Origin of the sequence: Desulfopila aestuarii DSM 18488 (assembly GCF_900143695.1) — a bacterium.
GTDB lineage: Bacteria > Desulfobacterota > Desulfobulbia > Desulfobulbales > Desulfocapsaceae > Desulfopila > Desulfopila aestuarii.
Map to the genome: position 1 here is coordinate 140,830 of NZ_FRFE01000009.1, position 23,772 is coordinate 164,601.

Genomic DNA, 23,772 nt, shown 5'->3' on the forward strand with positions numbered 1-23,772 from the left:
GGGTGATGAAATGTGAAAAATACTAACGGTTTTACCACTCTCACAATGGAGCCAATATCACGCTCGGTACACTCCTGACTCAGGTAAATCCGCACGCTGTGGTATTTTGAGTTGACATCATCGTAAATGTGTCAATAATTATTATCAATAAGGAGTGAACATTTTAAGAAAATGATACCGAAATTACAGAAAGGCTCCACAGGGATGCGCCTTGAACAGATGATTGAAAGGCTGAAAGAGAGTGATTGTCGAATCACTCCGCAGCGATACGCCGTTTTGAAAGTGCTCGCCAATAGTTCAGAACATCCATCCGTCGAGAGTATTCACGCCAAGCTCGTAGAGCATTACCCCACGATGAGTCTGGCAACTGTCTACAAAACGATAACTCTTTTAAAACGTGAAGGGGAGATTCTCGAACTGGAGTTCAGTGATCTTGGCAATCGATATGATGGCAGAAAACCGTACCCGCATCCCCATGTGATCTGTACTGAATGTGGAAAAATTATTGATCCTTCACATCTAGACCTTGAAGAAATCACCAGTAAGATGATGGAAGAAACGGGATTCAAGATAATGACGCATCGCCTGGATTTTTACGGACTGTGCCCGAATTGCCAGGGGTGATATTTTTTTGGCGTTATATCGATAATCATTATCTGTAGATAGTGGAAGTTATGATATCTGTGAAGTAGGTCGTATACACATTTTGTTTCTCCAAAAGTAATTGTATTGCGCAATGAATTTGTTAGAAGCTGTGATAGTATGTATACTGAGTTTTGAATGAATACCGAAGTTTTCCCTTCTATATATTGTCACCAGCTGCACATCACATGTAATTAAAATTCATTATCCACGCATCTGTACACGGGGTAATGACAAACAACATGGAGGTAGCATTATGAGCGACAACAGCAAGTGCCCGGTAACAGGAAAAAAACGCAAGCAGTTAGCAGGAACCTCAAATCGGGACTGGTGGCCGAATCAGTTACGCCTCGATATTCTGCGCCAGCATTCATCCACGTTCAATCCGATGGGTACAGATTTTAACTACGCTGAAGAGTTCAAAAGTCTAGATCTTGAGGCGGTAAAAAAGGATCTTCATAAATTGATGACAGATTCGAAGGACTGGTGGCCGGCCGACTGGGGGCATTATGGCGGACTCTTTATCCGTATGGCCTGGCATAGTGCCGGCACATATCGTACGGCAGACGGCCGCGGCGGTGCGGGGACTGGCAACCAGCGCTTTGCGCCGGTCAACAGTTGGCCCGATAACGTGAACCTCGATAAGGCGCGCAGGCTGCTTTGGCCGATCAAACAAAAATACGGCAAAAAAATCTCCTGGGCCGACCTGTTGATTCTCACCGGCAATGTCGCTTTGGAATCGATGGGCTTCAAGACCTTTGGTTTTGCGGGAGGGCGCGAGGACATCTGGGAGCCGGAGAAAGACATTTACTGGGGATCGGAAGAAACCTGGCTGGGTGACGAACGGTATTCGGGTGATCGGGAACTGGAACACACCCTCGCCGCGGTTCAGATGGGGCTCATCTATGTAAATCCGGAAGGTCCGAACGGTAACCCGGATCCAGTAGCCTCAGGTCGTGATGTGCGGGATACCTTTGCCCGTATGGCCATGAATGATGAAGAGACTGTCGCGCTCGTCGCAGGTGGGCACACCTTCGGTAAGTGCCATGGTGCAGGCGATGCCGCACATGTGGGTCCTGAACCGGAAGGTGCCGCTATTGAGGAACAGGGACTCGGCTGGAAGAGCAGCTACAAAAGCGGCAAAGGTGGTGACACCATCAGCAGTGGCATTGAGGGCGCCTGGAAACCTAATCCGACCACATGGGACATGGGCTACCTGAAAGTACTGTTTAAATATGAGTGGGAGCTTGTCAAAAGCCCTGCGGGTGCGAATCAATGGCTGGCCAAAGATGTAGACGATGAGGACATGGTGGTTGATGCTCACGATCCATCAAAGAAAAATCGACCGATGATGACGACAGCCGACCTGTCCCTTCGCTTTGATCCGATCTACGAGCCGATAGCCCGGCGCTATCTTGCCAATCCAAAGGAATTTGCCGATGCTTTTGCCAGGGCCTGGTTCAAGCTGACCCATCGAGACATGGGCCCTCGTGCCCGATATCTCGGGGCAGAGGTTCCGGCCGAAGAGCTGATCTGGCAAGACCCTATTCCTGCAGTTGATCACGAACTGATCAATGATGGAGATATTCATTCCCTAAAAGAGAAAATCCTCGCTTCCGGTCTTTCGGTCTCCGAATTGGTGACAACTGCCTGGGCTTCGGCGTCCACGTTTCGCGGGTCCGACATGCGGGGAGGGGCCAATGGGGCCCGTATTCGCCTTGCACCCCAGAAAGATTGGCAGGTCAACCAGCCGGAGAAACTGGCAAAGGTACTGGAGACCCTTGAAGGTATCCAACGCGGATTCAGCAAAAAGGTCTCAATGGCTGACCTGATCGTGTTGGCGGGTTGTGCTGGCATTGAGAAAGCGGCAAAAAATGGTGGTTATGAGGTGACAGTTCCTTTCACGCCGGGACGTATGGATGCCAAACAGGATCAGACAGATGTCGTGTCGTTTGCTGTTCTTGAGCCAGAGGCGGATGGTTTTCGTAACTACCTCAAAGCAAAATATACCGTTTCGGCTGAAGAAATGCTGGTTGACCGGGCGCAGCTCCTGACCCTGACCCCGTCGGAGATGACGGTTCTTGTCGGCGGTATGCGTGTTCTCAACACCAATTTCGGTCAAACCGCACACGGTGTTTTCACCGATCGTCCAGAATCGCTGACCAATGACTTCTTTGTCAATCTGCTCGACATGAATACGGCCTGGAAGGCGGCCTCGGAGGATGGCGATATTTTTGAGGGGCATGATCGCGCGACAGGCAAGCCCAAATGGACCGGTACCCGCGTCGATCTGATCTTCGGTTCAAACTCCGAGCTCCGCGCCCTCGCAGAAGTCTATGGCAGCATGGACTCCAAGGAGAAGTTCGTTAACGACTTTGTCGCAGCGTGGAATAAAGTCATGAACCTTGACCGTTTCGATCTTGCTTGATCAGAGGCCACACGTTCCGAAGTCGTATTGTAAGAAAACAATGTGGCGTTTCAGCAAATGTTGAAACGCCACATTGTATGCAATGCCTTCTGTTTGACGCTGGGGATGAGGTCAGAATTTGATCTGAAGATGTTCTTCTTTATGGGCCAACGAGCAGGTCAATGGCAGCTTCGGCATGTAGAGTCGTTGTGTCGTAGAGCGGGACGGGAGTGTCCTGTTGGCGAATAAGCATGCCTATTTCCGTACAGCCGAGGATGACTCCTTCGGCTCCCCGCCTGCGCAGATTGTCAATGATCCGTAAATATTCCTGACGTGACGAGTCGTGAAGGATGCCTTTGCAGAGTTCTTCAAATATGATGCGGTGTATAATGTCGATATCATCTGGTGGTGGAATGAGCACTTCAATATTGTGAGGGGAGCGGAGTCGGCTGCGATAAAACTCTTCAACCATGGTGAAGCGGGTGCCAAGCAAGCCGACGGTCTTTACCTGCTGAGACGCAAGCCGGTTAGCTGTCGCATCGGCAAGATGTACAAACGGAATGGTTATAGCGGCTTGAATCTGATCAGCCACTTTATGCATGGTGTTGGTGCAGAGCAGCAGAAAATCGGCGCCGGCGGCCTCAATCCGGCGGGCATCGGCGGCGAGAAGCTCACCGGCCTGTTGCCAGTCGCCGGTAGCCTGCAAGTGTTCAATTTCCTGAAAATCGACCGAGACCATAGCAATTCGTGCTGAATACAGTCCACCCAGTCGATTGCGGACACCTTCATTGATAAGGCGATAATAGAGTGCGGTACTCTCCCAACTCATACCGCCCAAAAGACCAGCTGTTTTCCTTGTGGTATGTGTGTTGCAATTTTTCTGCATGTGTTTCACCTCCCAGGACGTAAGTCCTTCAATCTTTTACCTGGTCCTTGTTGAGGCTGCGGTCTGTACGACCCTTTGTATTGTTTCTTCGGACTCAGCGTCACTCGTGTTCTCATCCTCAGACGGTGTGGCGCGTTTCTTTCGTTGCAGCATCAGCAGATTACCTGAAAGGATCAGGGCAACGCCACAGATGGCTGAACTGCTCCAGTGGTAGTTTTCCCAGACGGTAGAGATGGCGAGTGCCACCAAAGGAAAGAGCAGGGTGGCGTAGGCCGCACGGTCGGCGCCGATTGAGCCGACCAGACTCAGATAGCAGCCAAAGGCGATGATTGAACCGAAGACGGCAAGATAGACCAAGGCTATGAGATAGCTAGGAGAAGAGTCTATCTGAAAACTCTTGCCGGCGAAAAGGGCCAGCATGAGCATCAGTACTGCACCGTACGCCATGCCGTAAGCGTTGGTCTGGACGATGGGCAGGCCACGTTTCTGGTTGCGGGCCGAGATGATGTTGCCAAGTGAGGCCAGAAAGGTGGCAGCCAGACAGAGCAGGACTCCTCGCAGGCCATGGTTTTCAAGGGTAAATGAGGTGATTTCAGGCCTGAAGACCAGACCGATGCCGATGAGCCCCAGCGAGCCGCCGGCTACCACTCTTAGGTCAATGGGGCTGCGCAGAAAAACTGCCCCGTTGACCATGTTCATGAGCAGCATGAGGGAGAAGATTACTGCCGCAAGTCCGCTTGCGACATAGAGTTCAGCCAGATAAAAGAGCAGGTAGTTGATGGCGAAAAGAAACGTCCCCTGCAAAGCGATAAAGGTGTGTTCGGCTGGGGTGAAGCGCATTGGCAGTCGTCTGAGCCTGCACCATAACAGAAGGATGAGAGCAGCAAGGGTAAACCTGTAGCCGACCGAAATCATTGGGTCCACCACTCCAAGCTGGAGTTTGATGCCGATCCAGGTTGAGCCCCAGATGAGGATTGTGGCAGAATAGAAGAGTATGTTTTTCATGGGCCTGACCCGTTAGGTTGAGAAAACAAAGAACGAGAATGAATACGAAAAAGCTGACCAATCGGCTACTGATCTCTACAGTACGGTATTGTCAGGAAAAGAACAGATACACTTTTTTTAATTTTACACCGGTACAGATTGTTCGGTGAAGATATCAATGCTCAGGTTATGTCGGCAGAGGAGATACATGAAGAGCAATGGCCGGTGATTATGAAAAGAGCGTTACTCACTGTTCTTTCTGGTCGGCTGCCAGTTCTTTAGGCCCCAGTAAAGAGCCAGCAGGCCAAGAACAGTGAAGAGGGCGGAAGAGCGACAAACCCCGGCAATGCCCCAGTTTTTCCAAAGATAACCGCCAACCAGCACGCCGCACATCCTGCCGATACCGGCAATGCTGTAAAAACCCGCCAGCATGGTGGCCCGGTTTTCAGGGAGCAGTTCGGTACCAAGGGAAAAGCTGGTGACAATGGTGAACTCAAAAAAGAGAAAGACCAGAAAGAGTCCGGCCATGGCGGAGGTGAGAGAAACGCCGATAAATGGAAGGAGAGAATAGGCAACCGTGACGAGAATCAGTCCGGTGAATATGGACCGTTTTAGGCCAAGCTTGTCCGCCAGCAGGGCCGTACCCGACTCACCAAGCAGTTCGGCGAGTCCGATTGCCACGGTGCTGAAACCAAGGGTTACCAGGTTGACATTGAACTCCTGCTCGAACCAGGCACCATAGATCACAAAAAGGCTATCGTTGGCAACACTGATACAGAAACCAAAGATCAGCATCCCAAGCGCAGGGCGGATGGACAGCAGGCTGCCGAGTGTGGTCAAAAGACCCGAAGGCTGGGTCGATAATGGTCCATGGTGGTTGTCGGCGGGAATGGTCCGGCCGAGCACCAGCCAGCCGATAGCCGCCAATCCGGCGAGCAGGTAGTAGCTGCTGTCAAGCCCCAGATATTCGATGGACAGGCCGAGGAGCGGAATACCGAGGAGCGTCGAACCGGCCCAGGCTGTTTCACTGAATCCAATGGCCCGGCCCCTGCGGGAGAATTCGACCTGATGACCGATATAGGCCTGCAGTGCCGGGTCAAAGAGGGTCTTGCCAAAGCTTGCCAGGATCAGGCCGAGCATTGCCAGCCAGTACCAAGAAAATGCGCCGCAGATGAGCATCCCGGCAATCAGTAACACCAGGCCGCCACGCATTACCAACCGGTAACCGAAACGATCGGCCAGAGGCCCGCTGAAGATGCCGATGACGGAAGAGAACTGGCAGACCGCGATTATGGAGGTGATCGCCGTAAGCGGCACCTCAAGGCTGCGACTGAGCGCTGGCGCAAAAGGATATATAAAGCGCCTGCCGGTATTCAGTAGCAGTTTACAGAGGGTGGCCACCAGTATCTGCTGTGAGAGTTTTATGACTGGTCGATCCGAATGTTGCTCTTTGTTCATGCTCGTTCCAGGCGCAGATGCTGGCAGAAAAAGGAGCGATACTCATCCTGGCGGTGACTCACATAGAGAATGGTGGTTCTGTCGCCACGGCTCACGGTCTCAAGAAAATCGAGGAGTGCACGTCTGGCAGCACTGTCGAGGCCTTGTGTCGGTTCGTCGAGAATGAGGAGCGGCGGTTGCTTGATAAGGGCTCTGGCGATAAGCACCAGCCGCTGGTCGCCATAGGAGAGCCGGCGAAACGGGGTGGAGGCGTGTTCGGCCATATCGATGGCTTCAAGCCATCTGGTTGCCGTCTTTTTCTGGATTGCCGTGAATTTCTGATAGAGGCCGATGGAATCGAAAAGCCCTGAAAGCACCACGTGCAGGGCGGAACCGGGCACACGGTAGCTGCGGTGGATCTCGGGAGAGACAATGCCCATATATTTTTTCAACTCCCAGATCGATTCACCTGTACCCCGCCGTCTGCCGAAGATGGTCAGGTCATTGGCATAACATTTGGGATTGTCACCAGTGATAATATGTAAGAGCGTCGATTTGCCACAACCGTTGGGACCGGTGACGAGTGTGTGTTGACCTTTCCCGATGGTGAGATTGAGGCCGGTGAACACTTCCTTTTCGCCATAACGGGCAAATCCACCTGAGAGCCGGATCAGCTCCCTGGGGATTGGCTGCTGGTCTCTGGTCTTTTCGCTGGCAAGTGGGCTGTCCTTGAAAATAGTGGTGGCCAGGGCAATATGTGCGGCGACCGGCAGGATATCCTCACGTGGTCCCTGGTCGGTCAACACCGAATTTTTAAAGAGTGCCAGATGATCGCACCAGTCGGGGATGTCTTCGGCGTTACGTACCAGTACCAGTAGTCGCATACCCGACCGGTCCAACTGGTTGAAGACGCGGTCCAGTTCCCGGCAAGAGTGCGGATCCAACCCGTCGTAGGGTGAATCGAGGATGATGGTGGAGGCGCCGCTCAGCATCGCTTCTAAGAGCAGCAGTTTGCGGCTTTGGCCGGAACTGAGCTGCCGATAGCCGGTGGCAAGGGTTCCCCGCATGTCAAAGGTGTCAATCAGGTCGCTGTCAAGGGAGCCTGCGGGCAGAAATTCACGGACCAGGGTGCCGGGGTCGGGTTTGTCCATAAAGTCGGTATCGTCGTTTCTCAGCTCTTCCTCGAAAATTTCCTGCTGGGCCGAGAAGGAAATGATAGCCGGGTCTGACGGAAGCTCAAGTGTCTGAGCAGTGGACTCACTGAGAGTCCCTTCCATGAGTGCCAGGAATTCATTGATGCCGGAGCGGCCGCTGCCGTAGAAGCACCAGCATTCGCCGGTTTTGATTGCAAGGTTGTCTATGGAAAGCCGGGGGTGGCTCAATTGGTGAATAATCATCTTTTCTTACTTGTTTTCAACTGACGGTAATGGGCAGAGCGAGGTCTGAATGGGCCTTTTGTTGCCATTTTCATCCAGTGCCACATAGGTGAAGGCTGCCTGGGTCACCTTGAACCGGCCCGGCCGGCTGCTTGCCAGATGCTGTCCTTTTTTGACCCACACTTCGAGATGGATGGTAACAGATGTCGTCCCCACCCGGATCACCTGGCCATAACAGCAGACCACGTCTCCCACATGCACAGGTTTGATGAAATGGATGGAGTCGACGGCGACCGTCACCACCCGAGACTGGGTGACCTCTTTGGCCAGGATGCCGCCGGCCATGTCCATCTGCGACATGATCCAGCCGCCGAAGATATCGCCGCTGGGATTGGTGTCGGCCGGCATGGCCAGAGTTCGCAGCAGCATGTCGCCTGAGGGGTGTGATTGTTCATTTTTCATAAACAGACAGTAACCCTAAGGATACGAAAAGCGCAAAAGAAAAGCCGATTGTCCGCAAAACTCAGCTGCAAAAAAGTTAGACGAGAGTCGTGACAAGCAGAAAAGAGAGATGAGGAGAAATGCCGCTTATACTGATCGGACTGGCACCTATGCAATGAGGGCTTCTCGAATGAGAAGCGAGAGTTGGTGCATATTGATCGGTTTGAGGGCCAGTATTCTTATACCCATGGCCTTGGCTTTCTCCTCAGAGACGAGTTCGCTAAAGCCTGTGCAAAGAATAATGGGTTGGTTTGGGTCGATTTTGAGAATACGTTCGGCCAACTGTGTGCCAGTGAGTCCCGGCATGGTCTGATCGGTGATGACGAGATCGAAGGCGTCGGGCTGTTTTGCATATGCAGAAAAGAGCGATGAGGTGAAATGCCGCTTATACTGATCGGACTGGCACCTATGCAATGAGGGCTTCTCGGATGAGAAGCGAGAGCTGGTGCATATTGATCGGTTTGAGGGCCAGTATTCTTATACCCATGGCCTTGGCTTTCTCCTCAGAGACGAGTTCGCTAAAGCCTGTACAAAGAATAATGGGTTGGTTTGGATGGATTTTGAGGATTCGTTCGGCCAACTGCGTGCCAGTGAGTCCCGGCATGGTCTGATCGGTGATGACGAGATCGAAGGCGTCGGGCTGTTTTGCATATGCAGTAAATGCTGCACTGCTGTCGGTGAATGGGGTCACCGTGTAGCCCAATTGCTCTAGCATGACACGGCTCATGTCGACCAGCATTTTTTCATCGTCGACAAAGAGAATCCGTTCGGTGCCGAGGGCTATCGGCGGAGTTGTTTCGATTTTATCCTCCGGGCCCATTTCCAGTGACGGGAAGTAGATGTCGAAGACTGTCCCCTCCCCAGGTTGGCTGGTAAGGGTTATAAAACCACCGTAACTGGAGACGATGCCGTGGACAATTGCCAACCCCATACCTGTGCCTTTACCGGTTTCCTTGGTGGTGTAGTAGGGTTCAAATATTCTCTCGCGTATTTCCGGTGCGATTCCTGTTCCGCTGTCGCTAATGGTCAATCCGATAAAATCACCAGGCTGGAGGTTTGGGTACTGTGACAGGTCATGGGTAGAGAACGTCTTGCGTTTCAGAGAAATGGAAAGGGTACCGCCTGTCTCCTCCATGGCGTGCAGGGCGTTGGTGCCGAGATTCATGAGTATCTGGTGGATATGGGTAGGATCGGCCAGAATTGGTCCTGCCTGCTCATCAATATCCTGTTCAATGGTAATGGTGGTGGGAAGCGATGCTCTGAGCAACTTGAGGGCTTCTTTGATGAGGGGAGCTGGCTGAAGTGGGACACGTTTGGTCTCAACTTGTCGGCTAAAAACAAGTATCTGTCCGACCAGATGTTTGGCCCGCTCTCCGGCTTTGTTGATCTGATTGAGGTATTCGGCAAGTGTTGATTCGGGTTGACACGTCTGCTCCGCCAGTTCGGCATAGCCAAGCATAGCGCCAAGGATGTTATTGAAGTCGTGGGCAATGCCCCCGGCAAGGGTGCCTATGGCCTCCATTTTCTGGGCCTGGGTCAGCTTTTCCTTTAACTGTTTTTGTTCTGTGATGTCATGGGCGATATGGATGATTCTATCCAGTCCGCCGTCTTTTGAGAGAATAGGAAAAGCTGAGGTCAGAAACGTTTTGCCAAGCTTTTCATGCTCCATTTCAATTGTATGGGGTTGGTAATCGATCAGCGTGGCTTCGAGTGCTTTGTTGTGACCGCACAGGGCGCTGAACGGCATGTCGACGAGGTCTTCCGGCGAGAGTGAATAGAGCCTGGCGGCCGCGTCGTTGGCGCGTAGGATGCGGCCATCTGCGTCAAGCACCATCATGCAGTCTCCGATGGCGTTGAAGGTGTGGATCCATTCATCCCGTGAAAGACTGATTTCCTGCAGTATCCGGTTTCGATCCCGCAGCATCTCGTTAGCCATGTTGCCTATTTCACGGAATTCGCTATAGGCGAAGACATAACTGTCCATGGTAACAGATTCGGTACTGGCCTTTCTAAAAAACCGGGAAAAAAGATCCAGCTGTTTCCAGATATTACGGGCAAAGAGTCTGGTGATGAGCGAATGGATGAGGATCAGCACCAGCAAGACGGTTAGCATGATAGTAATGTGCAGCAACATTTTGTCTTTGAAAAATTGCCGATTTTCCGCAATAGCGCTATCTATTTCATCAAGATATACATCTGCCCCGACATACCATTGCCATTCCGGAACAGCGGTGACATAGCTCAGTTTTGCTTTCTGGGGGGCGTCATTGATCCCCGGCATGACATATCTGATAAAACCGCCACCTTCTTTGGCTTTTTTAATCAATTCACGAACAACGAAGAGGCCGTTGACATCACGGGTTTCCAGAATGTTTTTCCCTTTGGCCGGATAGGTAATGCCGACGCCCTCCCAGGTGCCGATAAAGATATAGTTTTCATTGTTTTTCCCGAAATGGACCTGTTCTACCTGTTTGCGGATTTCTTCTTGGAGTTCGGCGGTGGCGTCGTCGAGATATTCTCCGGTACCGATTATCCAGTCGAGTTCTGGAATATATTTGATGTGGGCCATCTTCGGATAGCGGCTATCCGGTGTATCCGGTTTGTCCCAGTTGTATTGATAAAAGCCTTCACCGCTTGATCGGGCAATGTGCAGCATTTGATCAACAACAGTTTTTTCTGCTCCGTCATCGATGGGACGAAGATCCTGCCCTGCAAACTCGGGATGTGGTGGAGGTAGTTCTGCAACGCCGTTCATATTGATGGCAAAGTAATAGCCACGCCCTTCATTGAAGCGAATACTACCGAGGAAATCTCTGGTGAGTTTTTCGAGAGTTGCCACAGGAAGCGTGGCACTGTTTTTATTGAAAAGAGCGGTAATGATCTGCTGGGCCTCTGTGGTGCGGTTCTGCAATTCCTTCTTGAGGATTTTCTCGGCCATCGATTGCTTTCGCTTGATGTTACCGGCTATGGTGTCAACTTGGAATTTCAGCATATCTTCGTATTCACTTATCTGCTTGGTGCGAAGACGTTCGGATTCGATAGTATATGCCTGGTAATCAAAGAAGAGCCAGAAGCTGCTCAGCACGAACATGGAGATAACAATGGTCGTGATTGAAAGATATTGGAAATCTCGCTTTATGCTTCTTTCCGTTTTCATCTATTGGCATCGTTCTATGAAGATGACTTTGTTTGCAGGCGTAGTGTCGCCTGTTGAGGAGAAGTAACGTTACCACAGCTTGAATAATATACAAAAAAAAAGTGGAAGGAAAGAAATTGTTAGGGTTGTGGGTGGAAATGACGATTTACCGTACCATGATTAGCTTGTTCTATGTGTCAGGTTTTCAGGAGCGAGATGCCAAATCGGGAGATTATGGAGGCTGGGTTCGGAGTTGAACCGACCAAGATCCTATCAAGACCTTCTACGGGTTTGCAGTCCGCGGGGAACACCGGCTCCCTTAACCAGCCCATAAGCCATTTCTTTATAACTTTATCTCTATCGAAGCATCTACACGACTACCGCGAGACAACAGGTTCTGGAGTACCAGGCGCACCCGGCAGCCATACGCTTTTCAGGATGTCACACAGATCCTCTCGTTCATTTTCTCCAAGGACTCCAAGGGATAATGCGAGAATAGTCCAGAGGTTACTGACATAAAAGCCACCATTGAAATGATGGGACAAATCGTGAATTTGTGCATGGCAATTGTGGCAGGGGGTAATGCAGTACCTTGCACCGGTTGCCATTATCTGGTCAAATTTGATTTTCCCATACCTATGGCGTTCTTCATTAAAACCTGATTGCAGATAGCCACCGCCTCCTCCACAACAGTAGTTGTTTGATTTGTTGGGCTGCATATCGACAAAATTATCTGTACCAACACAAGACTTGACGACAAACCGAAGATCGTCTGCATACTCATCCCCATATTCTTTACGTACCTGATTACAGGGATCCTGAACGGTAAACCGAATCTTCAAACTCCTATTCCAATCACTGCTCGGCTGAAGTTTTTTCTCTCTTATCCACTGGGCATAGTAATGAACGACAATTTTGACATCCAGGTTGGTATCAAGATGAAAGCGACGGATACCCTGATTTACCGAAAAGGTTGAATGACCACATTCGGTGTTCAGATAGACCTGACAGCCAAGCTCTTCCGCCTTTTTCACAGTTGCTGCAGTTATTTGTTGCCAACCGGGATCATCAGCAAGGAACATGCAGTAATTTTCTCCCGCCCAGGCTGTACTGCCATACGTCCAATCTGCCCCGGCCAGATGGAGGATCTTCCACAGGGGGATCATTTCGTCGGGCAGCGATACTGGCTCTCGTGAATTCTGGCTGAGAAAAAAGGTTGCACCAGCCTTGTCGATTGGCGCTTGCAGATTTTCCCAACCTGGCTGGGTTTCACGGACTTCCTCCAGCACATCCTCGACGACAAAACGGAAGTCTTCTGGTGGTGTCCCAGTGGCACTGGTTGAAGCGTTGTTGAGTGCCATATCGCAGGAGCGGAGGATGCCGCTCGGACGATTTTCCCTGGGCCAGAGGAGTCTGCGACCTTCCATGATAAGCCCGGCAATATTGATCTCCATCGGGCAGACATACGTACATCGCATACACATGGAGCACATCCACACCCATTTATGGCATTCTAACTCATCGTCCATACCCATGGCAGCCATGCGCAGAAATTTTCTCGGGTCCATATCCAGAAGACCAGTAGCGGGACATCCGGCAGCGCAGGCTCCGCATGTCAGGCACAGGTTGAGATTACCGTTTTTCGGCAATGCCTGTTGCACCTTTTCCAGGAACTCGCCTTTCTTGCCAGCCTTGTAATGCAGAGCTTTGGTCATGTCCTTCACCTCAAGTATGAACGATGGGTCGCGAGAGAGTATGTGAATGTTCTAATGGCAAAATATGTCAGCAGCCGCAGCCACCTGATCCGCATGATCCGGCACTGCAGCCGCCACCGGCACCAGGGAGTGGGGTTGAAGGCCTGATACTGAATCCTGACTGTTTTCCGGCATTGATGTAGTCAACGGTGATGCTGCCACATTGCTGCAGCAGATTTTTTTCAATCAGGAATTGCAGGTCCTGCTGCTCAAAACGTTCATCCTCAGCTTTTGCTTCATCTAAGGCCAGTCCAAGGGTAGGGCCGGAACAGCCTCCATGGTTCAGAAATATTCTCAGCGATGAGGTAAGATTGTTTTCTTTGAAGTATTCAGTCAGTTTATCGTGTGCCTCTGCGGTCACTTCCAACATGATAGTTTCCTTTTGTTGTGATGTTCGTATCTTTATATGAGATACCAGGATGATAACAATGCCAATTGCCCGTTTCCTGGAAACAGAAAGCGAGGTGTTCTAACGGATCTACCCTATCAATATGATAGTGGTTCGTCAAACAGTTCGTTTCGATAAATCCTATCTTATAAATTGGAATTATCTATAACGAGGGGCAGGAAAAGCTCTCGTCACAATTGCGAACGGAAGAGCTATCACTTAGCATGAATTTCAGCTGTGATAACGTCCTCAAATCTCGACATCCTTAGTATCGCTTCGTTTGATAATTGCTTGCGAATCGATTGGTTTTCAGTATTTGACTTTTGAGTTCGGGTCATACAGTATCTAAATAATATCAGAGGACAATTGTTACCGAGTGAAAAGCGAAATAGACCCAAGGAGCAAGGTGTGGATCATCACGTACGTATTGCCAGAAATCTTGAAAAGAATCTCAAAGCCATGCGTCGGGCTGGGAAAAAAGGTGAGTTGGCTGCAACCCAGTGTGAAAGTCTCCTGGATCTTATACGGAGAGAAGGCCTCCTGGCGGACGCTGTATACAGTAAACGTACCAAGAATGGGGAGTATCGAATCAGCAACTGCACCAAGTACAACCTGGGCAATGGCTATCGACTGGTCACTATCAAGGTTGGCCAGAACCTGTTTGTGCCGTTTGCCGGTGGGCATGACGAAACTGACCTTTGGTTGGAGCATCATAGATATGATGAATATTATGCAGATGACCCGGCCTATCTGGATGAGGATAGCTGCACAGATTACCAACCAAAGGCTGAAGAAGCGGAAGACGCAGAATCAGAAGAACTTTTGGAACTGGATTCATACGAAGAGCAGTTGTTGGCCAAAGTGGATACAACAATCTTGAAATCCGTCTTTCAGGGATTATTTCAAAAGCAGCAGGCGTGAAGATCAGCCAATATTGATAACCTTGTCGGCCAACTGCGTGGCGGTGACAATGTCAAGCATATTGGTTGTTTCACCTACCATTTTGGCAGAGGTCAGACCAAAATGCTCCAGGCATGTGCCACAGGCGAGAATAATCACTCCAGCTCTTTCGTACTCCTGTAACACCTGCAATACCGCCGAAGATTCTGTAGTCAGCTTTACCCCGCTATTCACGAATACCAGCTGCCACAGGTCGTTCCCCATTTCCTTGACGGTTTTCAGGTAGTTGATCATCAGCTTTTCACCCAGCGTATCGTCCCCTGAACCCAGTCGGTCACTGGCGACCAGAATCAGTATCTTTTGACTACCATCAGGATTTTCGTTGGTCTGCTGAGCGGTTGCCTTTGTCTCGACAGCATTGGCAGTGGAGGTACGGCGAGCCTCCAGTTGAATGTGATTTCCCTGCCCGGTATCGAGCACTTCAAAATTTTGACTGCCGAGAAAGCGGGTCACATTTTCCCGGCAGGCCTCATCATCCACCAGCACTGTCAACTCCTGCAGACTTTCCTTTTCCAGCGTATCTTTTACCAGCAGGACTGGGGCCGGACAGGAGAGGCCGCGAGCATCAATCAATTTTGCCATTTGTTATTCCTCGTCTATTGTAATTCGATCTTTTCATCTGTTTTCTCATTGGCGTAGCCAATAATTTCAGCGTATTCAACTCCTCCATCCCGCAGTCGATTCCGGAGGACAGTGGCCTCCTTTTCTGCACAACCAATTAAAAGGCCGCCGGAGGTCTGCGGATCAAAAAGGATATCCCGCAAGATCGGGCTGAAATCCTCTGCCATTGTGACCATCGCTTGCCGATGTTGGCGATTCTTGTGGGCACCTGCGGGCACGAAGCCCATGTTGGCAAAATGCAAGGCCTCCGGCAGAACAGGTACCCGTCCGCAGTCAAGTGTTACCCCTAGGCCGGTACAGGCTATCATCTCGGCCAGATGGCCAAGCAGGCCAAAGCCGGTTACATCGGTACAAGCAGAGACTGAAAAACCATGCATGAGTTCCGCTGCCTGCTTATTGAGTGTTGCCATCTGTTCAGTCACCTGCCGGACTGTTTTCTCAGAAGCCAGGCCTCCTTTGACCGCAGTGGCAATAATCCCTGTGCCCAGCGGTTTGGTGAGTACCAGGCAATCTCCCGGCCGCAGGCCCTGATTGGTGAGGATCTTTTGGGGATGAACATAACCGGTAACCGACAGGCCGTACTTTATCTCATCATCTTCAATACTGTGACCACCTAGCAGAACAGCCCCCGCTTCTCTGATTTTCTCTATTCCACCTGACAAAATCTCACGAAGAACCTTTTTCTCAAGCTTGCCCAGGGGGAATGCCACGATATTCATTGCGGTTTTCGGTATTCCCCCCATGGCATACACATCTGAGAGGGAGTTGGCGGCGGCAATTCTCCCAAAATCGTAGGGGTCATCAACGATAGGCGTAAAAAAATCGACAGTTTGAATCAGGGCCAGGTCATCCGATACCCGGTAGACTCCGGCGTCATCGGCTGTGGCTGTACCCACCAGAACATCCTCATTTGTGGGAAAGTCGAGCCCGCATAATACTTGATCCAGGTCCCCTGGAGAAAGTTTTGAGGCTCAACCGCCACCCTTGACCTGTCTGGTCAGATTTACCCTGTTGTCCTTCATTATTGTTTCTTCAACCGCTTATCCTATCGTTTGCAAGGTTCTGCGATAACAAAAAGATGCATTATCTGGACCACTCCGTTGAGGCAATTACTACCTCCAGCGGGCTTGGATTTCTCTCTAAAATTTTCCAAGCATAGTAGCTGTGAACAGTTTTCTCGTCAACACGGCATGTTCTATCGATTTTGCTTTTCCCATAGGTTTCAGCTATGAAAAACGTGTGGTTCTGCAAAGTGGGCGTTATACTCTATTGAAGAGTCTGGGCGACAAAACCTTTTTTACAAGAGGCGCTGGGGAGAGGTCTTTCTGCATTCCATCATGATAGTATCAAGAAGAGGTGTGGGTATGGACGAATCCAGAATCAGGGGAAGCATTGTTGGAATTTTGGCGCGTATCGCCCCCGAGGCAGATCTGGCAGCACTTGAGCCCGATCGTCGCTTCCGTGACCAGTTCGAGTTTGACTCCATCGACTGTCTGAACCTGATGACCGCGATTGAAAAGGAGTTTGGCATAAAGATCCCCGAAGAGGCGTATCCAGGGCTTTCCTCTCTCAACGGTTGTGTCAATTATCTCCGAACTCTGTGACGACTAGAGTTTCAGTTCCAACAGTCGCAGTCCTGCATCGTCGCGTACCGGCCTGCAGGTAAAGCCAAAGGCCGCCGCCAGTCGCAGCATAGGGGTATTGTCCGTTAGTACCTCCCCGAATAGTTTGCCAATGCCGCGATTGCGGGCATAGTCGATGATTCGCCGCATAAGCATTGGCCCAAGACCGCTGCCGGTCATCTCTTTTCGCAAGAGAATGGCAAACTCTGCCTCCTCGTTGTCGGGATCGGCAATAATGCGCACACCGCCGTAGAGGATTGTTTTGTCATCATTTTCATTGATAGGTCCTTCCAATACCAGAGCCATTTCCCGTGCATAATCGATTTGGGTCAATCTCGCCGCCAGTTTGTGGGGCAGGCTGTTCATGGGATGGAGAAAGCGCATGCGGATCTCTTCAGGTGAGAGCGCGGCGAAAATTTCCTGAAAACCGGTCTCGTCTTCCGGGCGGATGGGGCGGAGCAGGAGCCGGCGGCCATCGGCGAGGGTAAGATGTTCTTCCAGTTCCCTCGGGTAGGGCCGGATTGCCAGCCGTTCGGTTGCCTCGCCCTTGGCTGGGCAGATCCTGATCCTGGCATCCAGGGCCATAACGCCATGCTCATCGGCGACCAGCGGATTGATATCGAGTTCGGTGATCTCCGCAATGTCGCAGACTAGCTGGGAGAGCTTGACCAAAGAGAGAGCTACCGCGTCGATATCGGCGGCTGGGGTGTTACGGTACTCCTGCAGCAGTCGGTAAACCCGGGTGCGGGCCATAACTTCCCGTGCAAGATGAATATTCAGTGGCGGCAGGGCGAGGGCCTTATCGCGAATGACTTCCACTGCTGTGCCGCCATGACCAAAGAGCAGCACCGGTCCGAACTGGTCGTCGGTAAAGGCGCCGATGATGAGTTCGCGTCCATGTGGTCGCCGAATCATCTGCTGAACACTAAACCCCGTAAGCTGCGCTGCGGGAAACTCCCTGGTGAGCCGTTGTTGCATATGTGCCGCTGCTTCTCGCACAGCCTCTCCGTTTTCCAGATCGAGGATAACCCCGCCCACGTCCGACTTGTGGTGAATATCGGGGGAGATGATCTTGAGCGCCAGTGGGCCGGAGAATACTGCTGCAGCTGTTCCGGCTTCTTCGGGGGTCGCAGTGAACAGCGCCTGCACGACGGGTATATCGTAGGCCGCAAGCACCAGACGCGCCTCGTCATCACTGAGCCAGTCTCGCTGTTTTGACAGGGCCTGGGCGATAATCCGGCGCACCTTTTCGGTATCCGGGGTGAAGCGGCCGGGAATATTGGGCACGGTTTCCATCAGCATTTCCTGGCTGTGCTGGTAGCGTACCATCTGCATAAAGCCACGAACCGCATCGCTTGGGCTCTGGTAGCAGGGAATCCTGCTTTTACGAAAGAGGTGCCGCGCCTCGAGAGCCGCGCCGTCACCAAGCCAGCCGGCAAGCAACATCGGTCGTCGGAAGATGCTTTTGCGCTGTTCTACTGCTTGAATCACTGCCCGGGCCGAGTCGGTGGAGGAGCTGATGGCGGTGGGGCAGTTCATTACCAAGATGGCATCCACCCCCTTGTCTTCAAGGAGAACAGACATGGCCTTATGGTAGCGTTCACCATCGGCGTCGCCAATGATGTCGATGGGATTGGTACGAGACCATGTTGGCGGCAGTACTTCGTCAAGTCGGGCAATGGTTTCAGGGTCCAGGGTAGCAAGACGTCCCTGTTTTTCGATCAGGGTATCGGTGGCCAATACTCCGACCCCGCCGCCGTTGGTAAGAATGGCCAGCCGATCGCCGCTCAGTGGTCGGGCCATGGAAAGAGTTTCGACGGCGTTGAAGAGTGCTTCCATGTCCATGACACGGAGGATGCCGGCTCTTCGGAATGCGGCATCGAAGACCCCGTCAATACCCGCCAGCGCCCCGGTGTGTGAGGCCGCTGCCTGGGCGCTTTCGGTAAAGCGTCCACCCTTGACTACGATGACAGGTTTGAGTCGTGCCGCTGCCCGGGCGGCGGACATGAACTTACGGGCGTTGGTGATCGACTCGATATAGAGGAGGATGGCTTGAGTGGGCCCGTCGGCTGCCAGATAGTCAAGCATATCGCCAAAGTCCACATCGACCATATCGCCCAGCGAGACGAAGTGGGAAAAGCCGATCTCCCGGCTGGTGGCCCAGTCGAGCACCGAGGTGAGCAGTGCCCCGGACTGGGCAACGAAGGCCAGGTTGCCGGTGAGCGGATTGAGATGACCAAAACTTGCATTCAGACACTGCCCCGGCACCATGATTCCCAGGCAGTTGGGACCGATTACCCGTAAGAGGTTGGGGCGGGAGGCTTCCAGGATGGCCTGTTTCCAGCGTTTACCATTTTCTTTTTCCTTTTCACCGTAGCCGGCAGTAATGACCACCGCTCCCCGTGTGCCATTCGCTGCCAGTTCCGCAATTATTTCCGGAATCTGCCTTGGCGGCGTGGCGATAATGGCGAGGTCGGGTGTGACCGGAAGGCTTTTGATATCCGGATAGCTGCGGTGTTCCCGAATCGACTCGTAACGGGGGTTAACGAGATAGATCTGTCCGGGGAAGCCGGTCTTAAGGAGATTGTCGGTCAATACCGCGCCGATGCTCTTAGGGGTGCGACTGGCACCAATCAGTGCCACCGAAGCCGGTGAAAAGATCGCATCGAGATTACGAATGGTCATCGGTTGCCTCCTTGCCTGGAGTACGTTTTTGGAGATGAGTTGTCAGAACCCATCTTTTTTAATGCAAAAGGTATTCCGCATTGTTTGTGAAAAGGACGCCTTCTGGTCTCTATGCTGGTCGTGAACAGAACGAATTATGTCAATTGTCAGGCTCTCGTTACGGTTCGCTGTTGACAGCAACACGATTTTGTTCGAATAGGTGTGGGATACAAATGTATTATGAGGTTTTCCCTTCTGCTATTGGGTTTGTCCTATCCTGATGGAGAGTCACCATGATGTCAGCGTTTAGCCTCAGGTCGAAAATCACCTGTATTTTTTCCGCTATTGCGGTCATTGTCCTGGCCGGTGGCGGTAGCTTGTTCTGGTACACCTTCCAGACAGACCGCTCCATCGGTATGATGATTGACCGGGAGATATTTTTGTACAAGGCGGTACAGGATATGGAGCTGGCTCTGGCCAACCAGAAAGGTTTTCTTACGTACTATTTTCTCGATGGCGATGAGAAATGGCTGGCGGCCCTTGCCACCTACCGGCAGATGTTTAGTGAATCCCTGGAGCGGGCAACGTCCCTGAACCTCGCCAAGGGAAATCGAGAGGCCATAGAGGATATTGCCGAAAAATATCATGACTATATCGCAGCAAAAGATCAGGTCATCGACAACTATAAACTGGGCATTCACCCGGACACCATCTCTGCCTCCCACCAGAAGCAGCGGGACGCATTTTTTCATCTGCTGACGCTCTGTGAGGAGTTTAGTCGAAAACAGTGGCGGGATATCCTGCAGCGGGAAGAGGCCGGGATCAAACGGTCGAAAAAGATGCGGGCAACCGCATTTACCGGTCTTATCGCCTTTGTTGCCTTGTCCGCACTGTTCCTGATGATCCTCTACCGGCAGATTTTAGTGCCCATCAGGGGGCTCGCCATGGAGACCGGTGGGTTGCCCCAGGAAAACATCAAAAACGAAGTAGACTCGCTTGCCCACTCCCTGCAGGATATGCGGCGCGATTTTGATGAAACAAGCACTCAGCTGGCCCGTAGTCAACGCACCCTGATGCAGGCCGAACGGATGGCAACGGTGGGTGAACTGGCGGCGGGGGTGGCCCATACAATCCGGAACCCCTTTACCTCCATCAAAATGCGGATGTTTTCATTGGGGCGGACCCTTGATCTCAATGACGCCCAGAATGAAGATCTGAAGGTTATCGCCGATGAAATCGCAAGGATTGACAAGATTGTCCAGAATTTCCTGGAGTTTGCCAGGCCTCCGAAGCTGCGTCTTGAAAGTTGTCATCTGCACGATATCATTCATTCGGTGTTGGTGCTGCTCGAGTATCGGATCAAAAAATATGAGGTGGAACTCTGCTATGAGCCACGGCCTGATTTGCCGGTTGTCCGCATCGATCCGGACCGGATCAAAGAGGCGCTGGTCAACCTTATTGTCAACAGTTGCGAAGCCATGGGGCATGGCGGTACGATAACGGTGGCCGAATCCCGCACTGTCGATTCCCAGCTGGGTGAAGTGGCGGTGCTGTCGGTAACGGACACCGGACCGGGAGTCCCGGAGGCGATCCTTGATAAAATCACCACCCCGTTCTTCACCACCAAGGATGAGGGATCCGGGATCGGGCTTTCGATCGTCGTTCGGATTGTGCAGGAGCATGACGGCAGATTCATCGTTTCTTCGGAACCCGGCAAAGGCACTGAATGTATGATATACCTGCCGGTGGCAGGGAGGGCGTATGAACACGATTCTGATAATAGATGACGATCAGCAGTTAGGTCTCAGTTTTGCCAAGATACTCAGGCAGGACGGCTACCGGGCCGAGACTGCTTTCACCGGCCAGGAGGGGATTGAGGCGGTACAGGCACAGTGCCCGGATCTGGTGATTCTCGATATCTGCCTGCCTGATATGAATGGGCTGAAGGTATTTGAGGTGCTGCACAACCTTTTTCCGAAACTGCCGGTCATCATCATCACTGCTCATGGCTCCACCGAAACAGCTATTGGCGCCATCCGCGAAGGAGCCTACGATTATATCTATAAGCCCTTTGATGTGCCGGAGATGCTGCAACTGATCGAAAAGGCCATTGTGGCGGGGCGCTGCATGAGCCAGCCGGTGGAAGTGAATCCCGGCGGGGTCAGTTTTGCCGACAGGGAGGCACTGGTTGGAAGCTCAGCGAAAATGCTGGAGGTGTACAAAGCCATCGGTAGGGTGTCACCCACCGAGGCGACGGTGCTGATCCGCGGCGAGTCGGGTACTGGCAAAGAGCTCGCCGCCCGGGCCATTTACAACCACTCAAAGCGTTCGGAAAAGCCGTTTGTCGTGGTGAATTGCGTGGCGATTCCCGAGACGCTACTCGAGAGCGAACTGTTCGGCTACGAGAAAGGCAGCTTTACCGGTGCGGCCCACCGGCGGGTGGGTAAGGTCGAGCAGGCCAGAGGCGGCACGGTTTTTCTTGATGAGATTGGCGATATGCCGCTGACGATTCAAGCCAAGTTCCTGCGGCTGTTGCAAGAAAATAGCATCGAACGGCTTGGGGGGCGGGAGCCAATTGATGTCGATGTGCGGATCATCGCCGCCACCAACCGGGATCTGGAGGCGGCTGTTGCGGCGGGCACCTTCCGAGAGGACCTCTATTATCGGCTGCGGGTAGTGACCGTGACCATGCCGCCGCTCCGTGAACGCCTGGAAGATCTGGAATCATTGGTCGAGTACCTGCTGGCCCGGCTCTCGTCAGAGCTGCATATGGCCAATCCGGGCATTGATCCTTCAACCGTCAATCGTTTGGGGCTTTATGGCTGGCCGGGCAATATCCGTGAGCTTTCCAATATTTTGAAAAAAGCCCTGATCTTCAATCGCGGCGCCCCATTGCTGCCCGAGGATATCTCAATACCAACCATTACCCCGTCTGATGGATCGGTAGATGATGGGGCGGAAAGCACGACGGAGGTGCGCAGGTGGATTCGCAGGGAGCTGCGGTCTGCGCGGCAGGAGAGGCTGTTTGATACCTGCCTCGATCAGATTGGTGCCATGCTTATTGAAGAGGCACTGGCGCTGACCGGAGGTAATCGTTCCCAGGCCGCGCGGCTCTTGGGGGTATCCAGGCCGACCTTGCATGCGAAAATTGATAAGTATAATCTCAAGCCTTTGCCGGAAAATATTTTGTGATAGTGCTACCGTATGAGGGTTCGGTCGAATTGCGCTCGCCGGCCCGGTTGTCTCAAACCTGCCTAACTGCCTTGTTCAGGCTGGAGTGTAGCGATGGTGTGTTTAATCGCCTGTATGCTTTCGGCGTCTTTGGCGATAAACAGAAGGTTGTCCATACTTTTCGGGATACGGATCAGATCGCTGAAGGCATGGAGTATGATGGTCTTTGCCGGTATGCCATGAACAATTTTGCGTAAGAGATCGAGATGTTCGGGCCCAAATATTTCAGGGTCGAGAATAACCACGTCTAACCGTACGCCGCTCAAGATATGACTGTAGGCGCTGGTGCAACTGCTGACGTTGTAGGTTACATGTCCTTCCCGGTCCAGTTCCCTCACCAGCAGATCGCGCACATGGTGGTTTTTATCGGTGACCAGAATGTGAAGAGGGTGGGCAGGATGCATGGCTTTTTGTCGGGTTATACACTCAGGTGTAAAGGAAATCATTGCCAGGATGTAAATTTTCCTGACAGAGGCTGGCTCGACCCTTTGCTCTGATCGCCAGATTGGCCGTGGTTTGCGGTCGGAGCCGAAGTCCATGTCGTCGTATTCGTTTTAACAGGGAGATAATGGTAAAAGGTTTCACCAGGTATTCGTCTGCCCCACAGTGATATGCGGCCTGAATCCGTTCAGGATCGTTGTATCCACTCATCATGATAATGAGCGCCTGCGGCAAAAGCGATTTAGCTTTCTGGGCGACCTCAAGGCCGCTTGTCCTGCCGAGCTGCAAATCGGTAAGAACCAGATCAAACTTTGTTGTATCAATCTGTTGGATGGCTTTATCGGCATCGATGGCTGTGCTGACAGTACAGAAAAATTTCTCCAGACTGGTTTTCAACACGGTGAGCAGTATTTCATCATCCTCGACCAGCAATATCGCAACAGGTGTCATTGGAAATTCTCCTTTTTCAGATAAGGTTCTGAAAATTGTATTATGGATTCATGATCAACTGTGAAGTGTTTCCCTCCATACATTGCATAAACTGTACCGGGGGCTGTATGGCTTCGTCGGGGGTGTTGGGTTCCGGATGACAGGTTCCGGTGTGTGAGAATCTGCGGAGAAATGGTGGTGAAAAAAAAATGAGGGCACCGGGATTTCCGGTGCCCTTATTTTTTTTTAACAATTATATAGTGGTCGATGCGGGGCTGCGGGATAACGCGCAG

20 protein-coding genes and 1 tRNA gene are annotated in these 23,772 nt (G+C 51.9%); 6 read left to right on the forward strand and 15 right to left on the reverse strand.

What is annotated here, in order from left to right; translation table 11 throughout:
• Window positions 1-171: 171 nt before the first annotated feature.
• Window positions 172-624 (forward strand): Fur family transcriptional regulator, encoded by a 453-nt coding sequence (locus tag BUF15_RS10990; protein WP_073613522.1) that lies wholly within the window; start codon window positions 172-174, stop codon window positions 622-624.
• 274 nt (window positions 625-898) lie between these two features.
• On the forward strand, window positions 899-3,070 hold the full coding sequence (gene katG, locus BUF15_RS10995) for a catalase/peroxidase HPI (protein WP_073613523.1): 2,172 nt from the start codon (window positions 899-901) through the stop codon (window positions 3,068-3,070).
• A 139-nt stretch (window positions 3,071-3,209) separates the two neighbouring features.
• Here katG and BUF15_RS11000 read toward each other — a convergent pair whose 3' ends face one another.
• From BUF15_RS11000 to BUF15_RS11040, 10 genes are all read right to left on the reverse strand, one after another.
• Entirely contained in the window at window positions 3,210-3,935 is a 726-nt protein-coding gene (locus tag BUF15_RS11000) for an aspartate/glutamate racemase family protein (protein ID WP_073613524.1), read from the reverse strand.
• A 36-nt stretch (window positions 3,936-3,971) separates the two neighbouring features.
• Complete coding sequence (locus BUF15_RS11005) at window positions 3,972-4,940, reverse strand: DMT family transporter (protein ID WP_073613525.1); 969 nt, start codon at window positions 4,938-4,940, stop codon at window positions 3,972-3,974.
• A gap of 222 nt (window positions 4,941-5,162) precedes the next feature.
• Complete coding sequence (locus tag BUF15_RS11010) at window positions 5,163-6,377, reverse strand: MFS transporter (RefSeq protein ID WP_073613526.1); 1,215 nt, start codon at window positions 6,375-6,377, stop codon at window positions 5,163-5,165.
• Window positions 6,374-7,753: an ATP-binding cassette domain-containing protein gene (locus BUF15_RS11015; protein ID WP_073613527.1), complete on the reverse strand. Its 1,380-nt coding sequence runs from the start codon at window positions 7,751-7,753 to the stop codon at window positions 6,374-6,376. Before BUF15_RS11015 ends, BUF15_RS11010 begins: the two co-directional genes overlap by 4 nt.
• Before the next feature lie 6 nt (window positions 7,754-7,759).
• Complete coding sequence (gene yciA / locus BUF15_RS11020; protein ID WP_073613528.1) at window positions 7,760-8,194, reverse strand: acyl-CoA thioester hydrolase YciA; 435 nt, start codon at window positions 8,192-8,194, stop codon at window positions 7,760-7,762.
• A 147-nt stretch (window positions 8,195-8,341) separates the two neighbouring features.
• Entirely contained in the window at window positions 8,342-8,647 is a 306-nt protein-coding gene (locus BUF15_RS11025; RefSeq protein ID WP_073613529.1) for a response regulator, read from the reverse strand.
• Window positions 8,640-11,390, reverse strand: coding sequence for a cache domain-containing protein (locus tag BUF15_RS11030; RefSeq protein WP_073613530.1), 2,751 nt, complete (start codon window positions 11,388-11,390; stop codon window positions 8,640-8,642). The genes BUF15_RS11025 and BUF15_RS11030 overlap by 8 nt, the downstream gene beginning before the upstream one ends.
• A 214-nt stretch (window positions 11,391-11,604) precedes the next feature.
• A tRNA-OTHER gene (locus tag BUF15_RS27110) sits at window positions 11,605-11,698 on the reverse strand.
• Between the two features lie 48 nt (window positions 11,699-11,746).
• Complete coding sequence (locus tag BUF15_RS11035) at window positions 11,747-13,084, reverse strand: (Fe-S)-binding protein (RefSeq protein ID WP_073613531.1); 1,338 nt, start codon at window positions 13,082-13,084, stop codon at window positions 11,747-11,749.
• Between the two features lie 67 nt (window positions 13,085-13,151).
• Entirely contained in the window at window positions 13,152-13,493 is a 342-nt protein-coding gene (locus BUF15_RS11040; RefSeq protein ID WP_073613532.1) for an IscA/HesB family protein, read from the reverse strand.
• Between the two features lie 426 nt (window positions 13,494-13,919).
• Between BUF15_RS11040 and BUF15_RS11045 the strand changes: the two genes are divergently transcribed.
• Window positions 13,920-14,432, forward strand: coding sequence for a hypothetical protein (locus BUF15_RS11045; RefSeq protein ID WP_073613533.1), 513 nt, complete (start codon window positions 13,920-13,922; stop codon window positions 14,430-14,432).
• Between the two features lie 3 nt (window positions 14,433-14,435).
• On the opposite strand, the gene yedF is transcribed toward BUF15_RS11045, so the two are convergent.
• Together yedF and selD are read right to left on the reverse strand one after the other, a co-directional pair.
• Window positions 14,436-15,053, reverse strand: coding sequence for a sulfurtransferase-like selenium metabolism protein YedF (yedF, locus tag BUF15_RS11050; RefSeq protein ID WP_073613534.1), 618 nt, complete (start codon window positions 15,051-15,053; stop codon window positions 14,436-14,438).
• Window positions 15,054-15,067: 14 nt separating this feature from the next.
• Complete coding sequence (gene selD, locus BUF15_RS11055) at window positions 15,068-16,114, reverse strand: selenide, water dikinase SelD (protein WP_084553882.1); 1,047 nt, start codon at window positions 16,112-16,114, stop codon at window positions 15,068-15,070.
• Between the two features lie 342 nt (window positions 16,115-16,456).
• Here selD and BUF15_RS11060 point away from each other — a divergent pair, with 342 nt between their 5' ends.
• Window positions 16,457-16,696, forward strand: coding sequence for an acyl carrier protein (locus BUF15_RS11060; RefSeq protein ID WP_073613536.1), 240 nt, complete (start codon window positions 16,457-16,459; stop codon window positions 16,694-16,696).
• A gap of 3 nt (window positions 16,697-16,699) precedes the next feature.
• Here BUF15_RS11060 and BUF15_RS11065 read toward each other — a convergent pair whose 3' ends face one another.
• Window positions 16,700-19,399, reverse strand: a complete 2,700-nt coding sequence (locus BUF15_RS11065; protein ID WP_073613537.1) for a bifunctional acetate--CoA ligase family protein/GNAT family N-acetyltransferase — start codon at window positions 19,397-19,399, stop codon at window positions 16,700-16,702.
• Window positions 19,400-19,671: 272 nt separating this feature from the next.
• Between BUF15_RS11065 and BUF15_RS11070 the strand changes: the two genes are divergently transcribed.
• Window positions 19,672-21,165, forward strand: a complete 1,494-nt coding sequence (locus BUF15_RS11070) for an ATP-binding protein (RefSeq protein ID WP_084553885.1) — start codon at window positions 19,672-19,674, stop codon at window positions 21,163-21,165.
• A complete protein-coding gene (locus BUF15_RS11075) occupies window positions 21,140-22,570 on the forward strand; it encodes a sigma-54-dependent transcriptional regulator (RefSeq protein ID WP_073613538.1) in 1,431 nt (476 codons plus the stop codon). Before BUF15_RS11070 ends, BUF15_RS11075 begins: the two co-directional genes overlap by 26 nt.
• Before the next feature lie 62 nt (window positions 22,571-22,632).
• On the opposite strand, the gene BUF15_RS11080 is transcribed toward BUF15_RS11075, so the two are convergent.
• Window positions 22,633-23,013, reverse strand: coding sequence for a DNA-binding transcriptional response regulator (locus BUF15_RS11080; protein ID WP_143170692.1), 381 nt, complete (start codon window positions 23,011-23,013; stop codon window positions 22,633-22,635).
• A 22-nt stretch (window positions 23,014-23,035) separates the two neighbouring features.
• Window positions 23,036-23,500 carry a response regulator gene (locus BUF15_RS11085; RefSeq protein ID WP_073613540.1) on the reverse strand — a complete coding sequence of 155 codons (465 nt, stop codon included), beginning with the start codon at window positions 23,498-23,500 and terminating at the stop codon, window positions 23,036-23,038.
• Window positions 23,501-23,772: the final 272 nt, after the last annotated feature.

Bases quoted from the DNA above. Each gene is read 5' to 3' on its own strand.
- BUF15_RS10990 (WP_073613522.1), top strand. From the start codon at position 172: ATGATACCGAAATTACAGAAAGGCTCCACAGGGATGCGCCTTGAACAG.
- katG (WP_073613523.1), top strand. From the start codon at position 899: ATGAGCGACAACAGCAAGTGCCCGGTAACAGGAAAAAAACGCAAGCAG.
- BUF15_RS11000 (WP_073613524.1), bottom strand. From the start codon at position 3,935: ATGCAGAAAAATTGCAACACACATACCACAAGGAAAACAGCTGGTCTT.
- BUF15_RS11005 (WP_073613525.1), bottom strand. From the start codon at position 4,940: ATGAAAAACATACTCTTCTATTCTGCCACAATCCTCATCTGGGGCTCA.
- BUF15_RS11010 (WP_073613526.1), bottom strand. From the start codon at position 6,377: ATGAACAAAGAGCAACATTCGGATCGACCAGTCATAAAACTCTCACAG.
- BUF15_RS11015 (WP_073613527.1), bottom strand. From the start codon at position 7,753: ATGATTATTCACCAATTGAGCCACCCCCGGCTTTCCATAGACAACCTT.
- yciA (WP_073613528.1), bottom strand. From the start codon at position 8,194: ATGAAAAATGAACAATCACACCCCTCAGGCGACATGCTGCTGCGAACT.
- BUF15_RS11030 (WP_073613530.1), bottom strand. From the start codon at position 11,390: ATGAAAACGGAAAGAAGCATAAAGCGAGATTTCCAATATCTTTCAATC.
- BUF15_RS11035 (WP_073613531.1), bottom strand. From the start codon at position 13,084: ATGACCAAAGCTCTGCATTACAAGGCTGGCAAGAAAGGCGAGTTCCTG.
- BUF15_RS11040 (WP_073613532.1), bottom strand. From the start codon at position 13,493: ATGTTGGAAGTGACCGCAGAGGCACACGATAAACTGACTGAATACTTC.
- yedF (WP_073613534.1), bottom strand. From the start codon at position 15,053: ATGGCAAAATTGATTGATGCTCGCGGCCTCTCCTGTCCGGCCCCAGTC.
- BUF15_RS11060 (WP_073613536.1), top strand. From the start codon at position 16,457: ATGGACGAATCCAGAATCAGGGGAAGCATTGTTGGAATTTTGGCGCGT.
- BUF15_RS11065 (WP_073613537.1), bottom strand. From the start codon at position 19,399: ATGACCATTCGTAATCTCGATGCGATCTTTTCACCGGCTTCGGTGGCA.
- BUF15_RS11070 (WP_084553885.1), top strand. From the start codon at position 19,672: ATGATGTCAGCGTTTAGCCTCAGGTCGAAAATCACCTGTATTTTTTCC.
- BUF15_RS11075 (WP_073613538.1), top strand. From the start codon at position 21,140: ATGAACACGATTCTGATAATAGATGACGATCAGCAGTTAGGTCTCAGT.
- BUF15_RS11080 (WP_143170692.1), bottom strand. From the start codon at position 23,013: ATGCATCCTGCCCACCCTCTTCACATTCTGGTCACCGATAAAAACCAC.
- BUF15_RS11085 (WP_073613540.1), bottom strand. From the start codon at position 23,500: ATGACACCTGTTGCGATATTGCTGGTCGAGGATGATGAAATACTGCTC.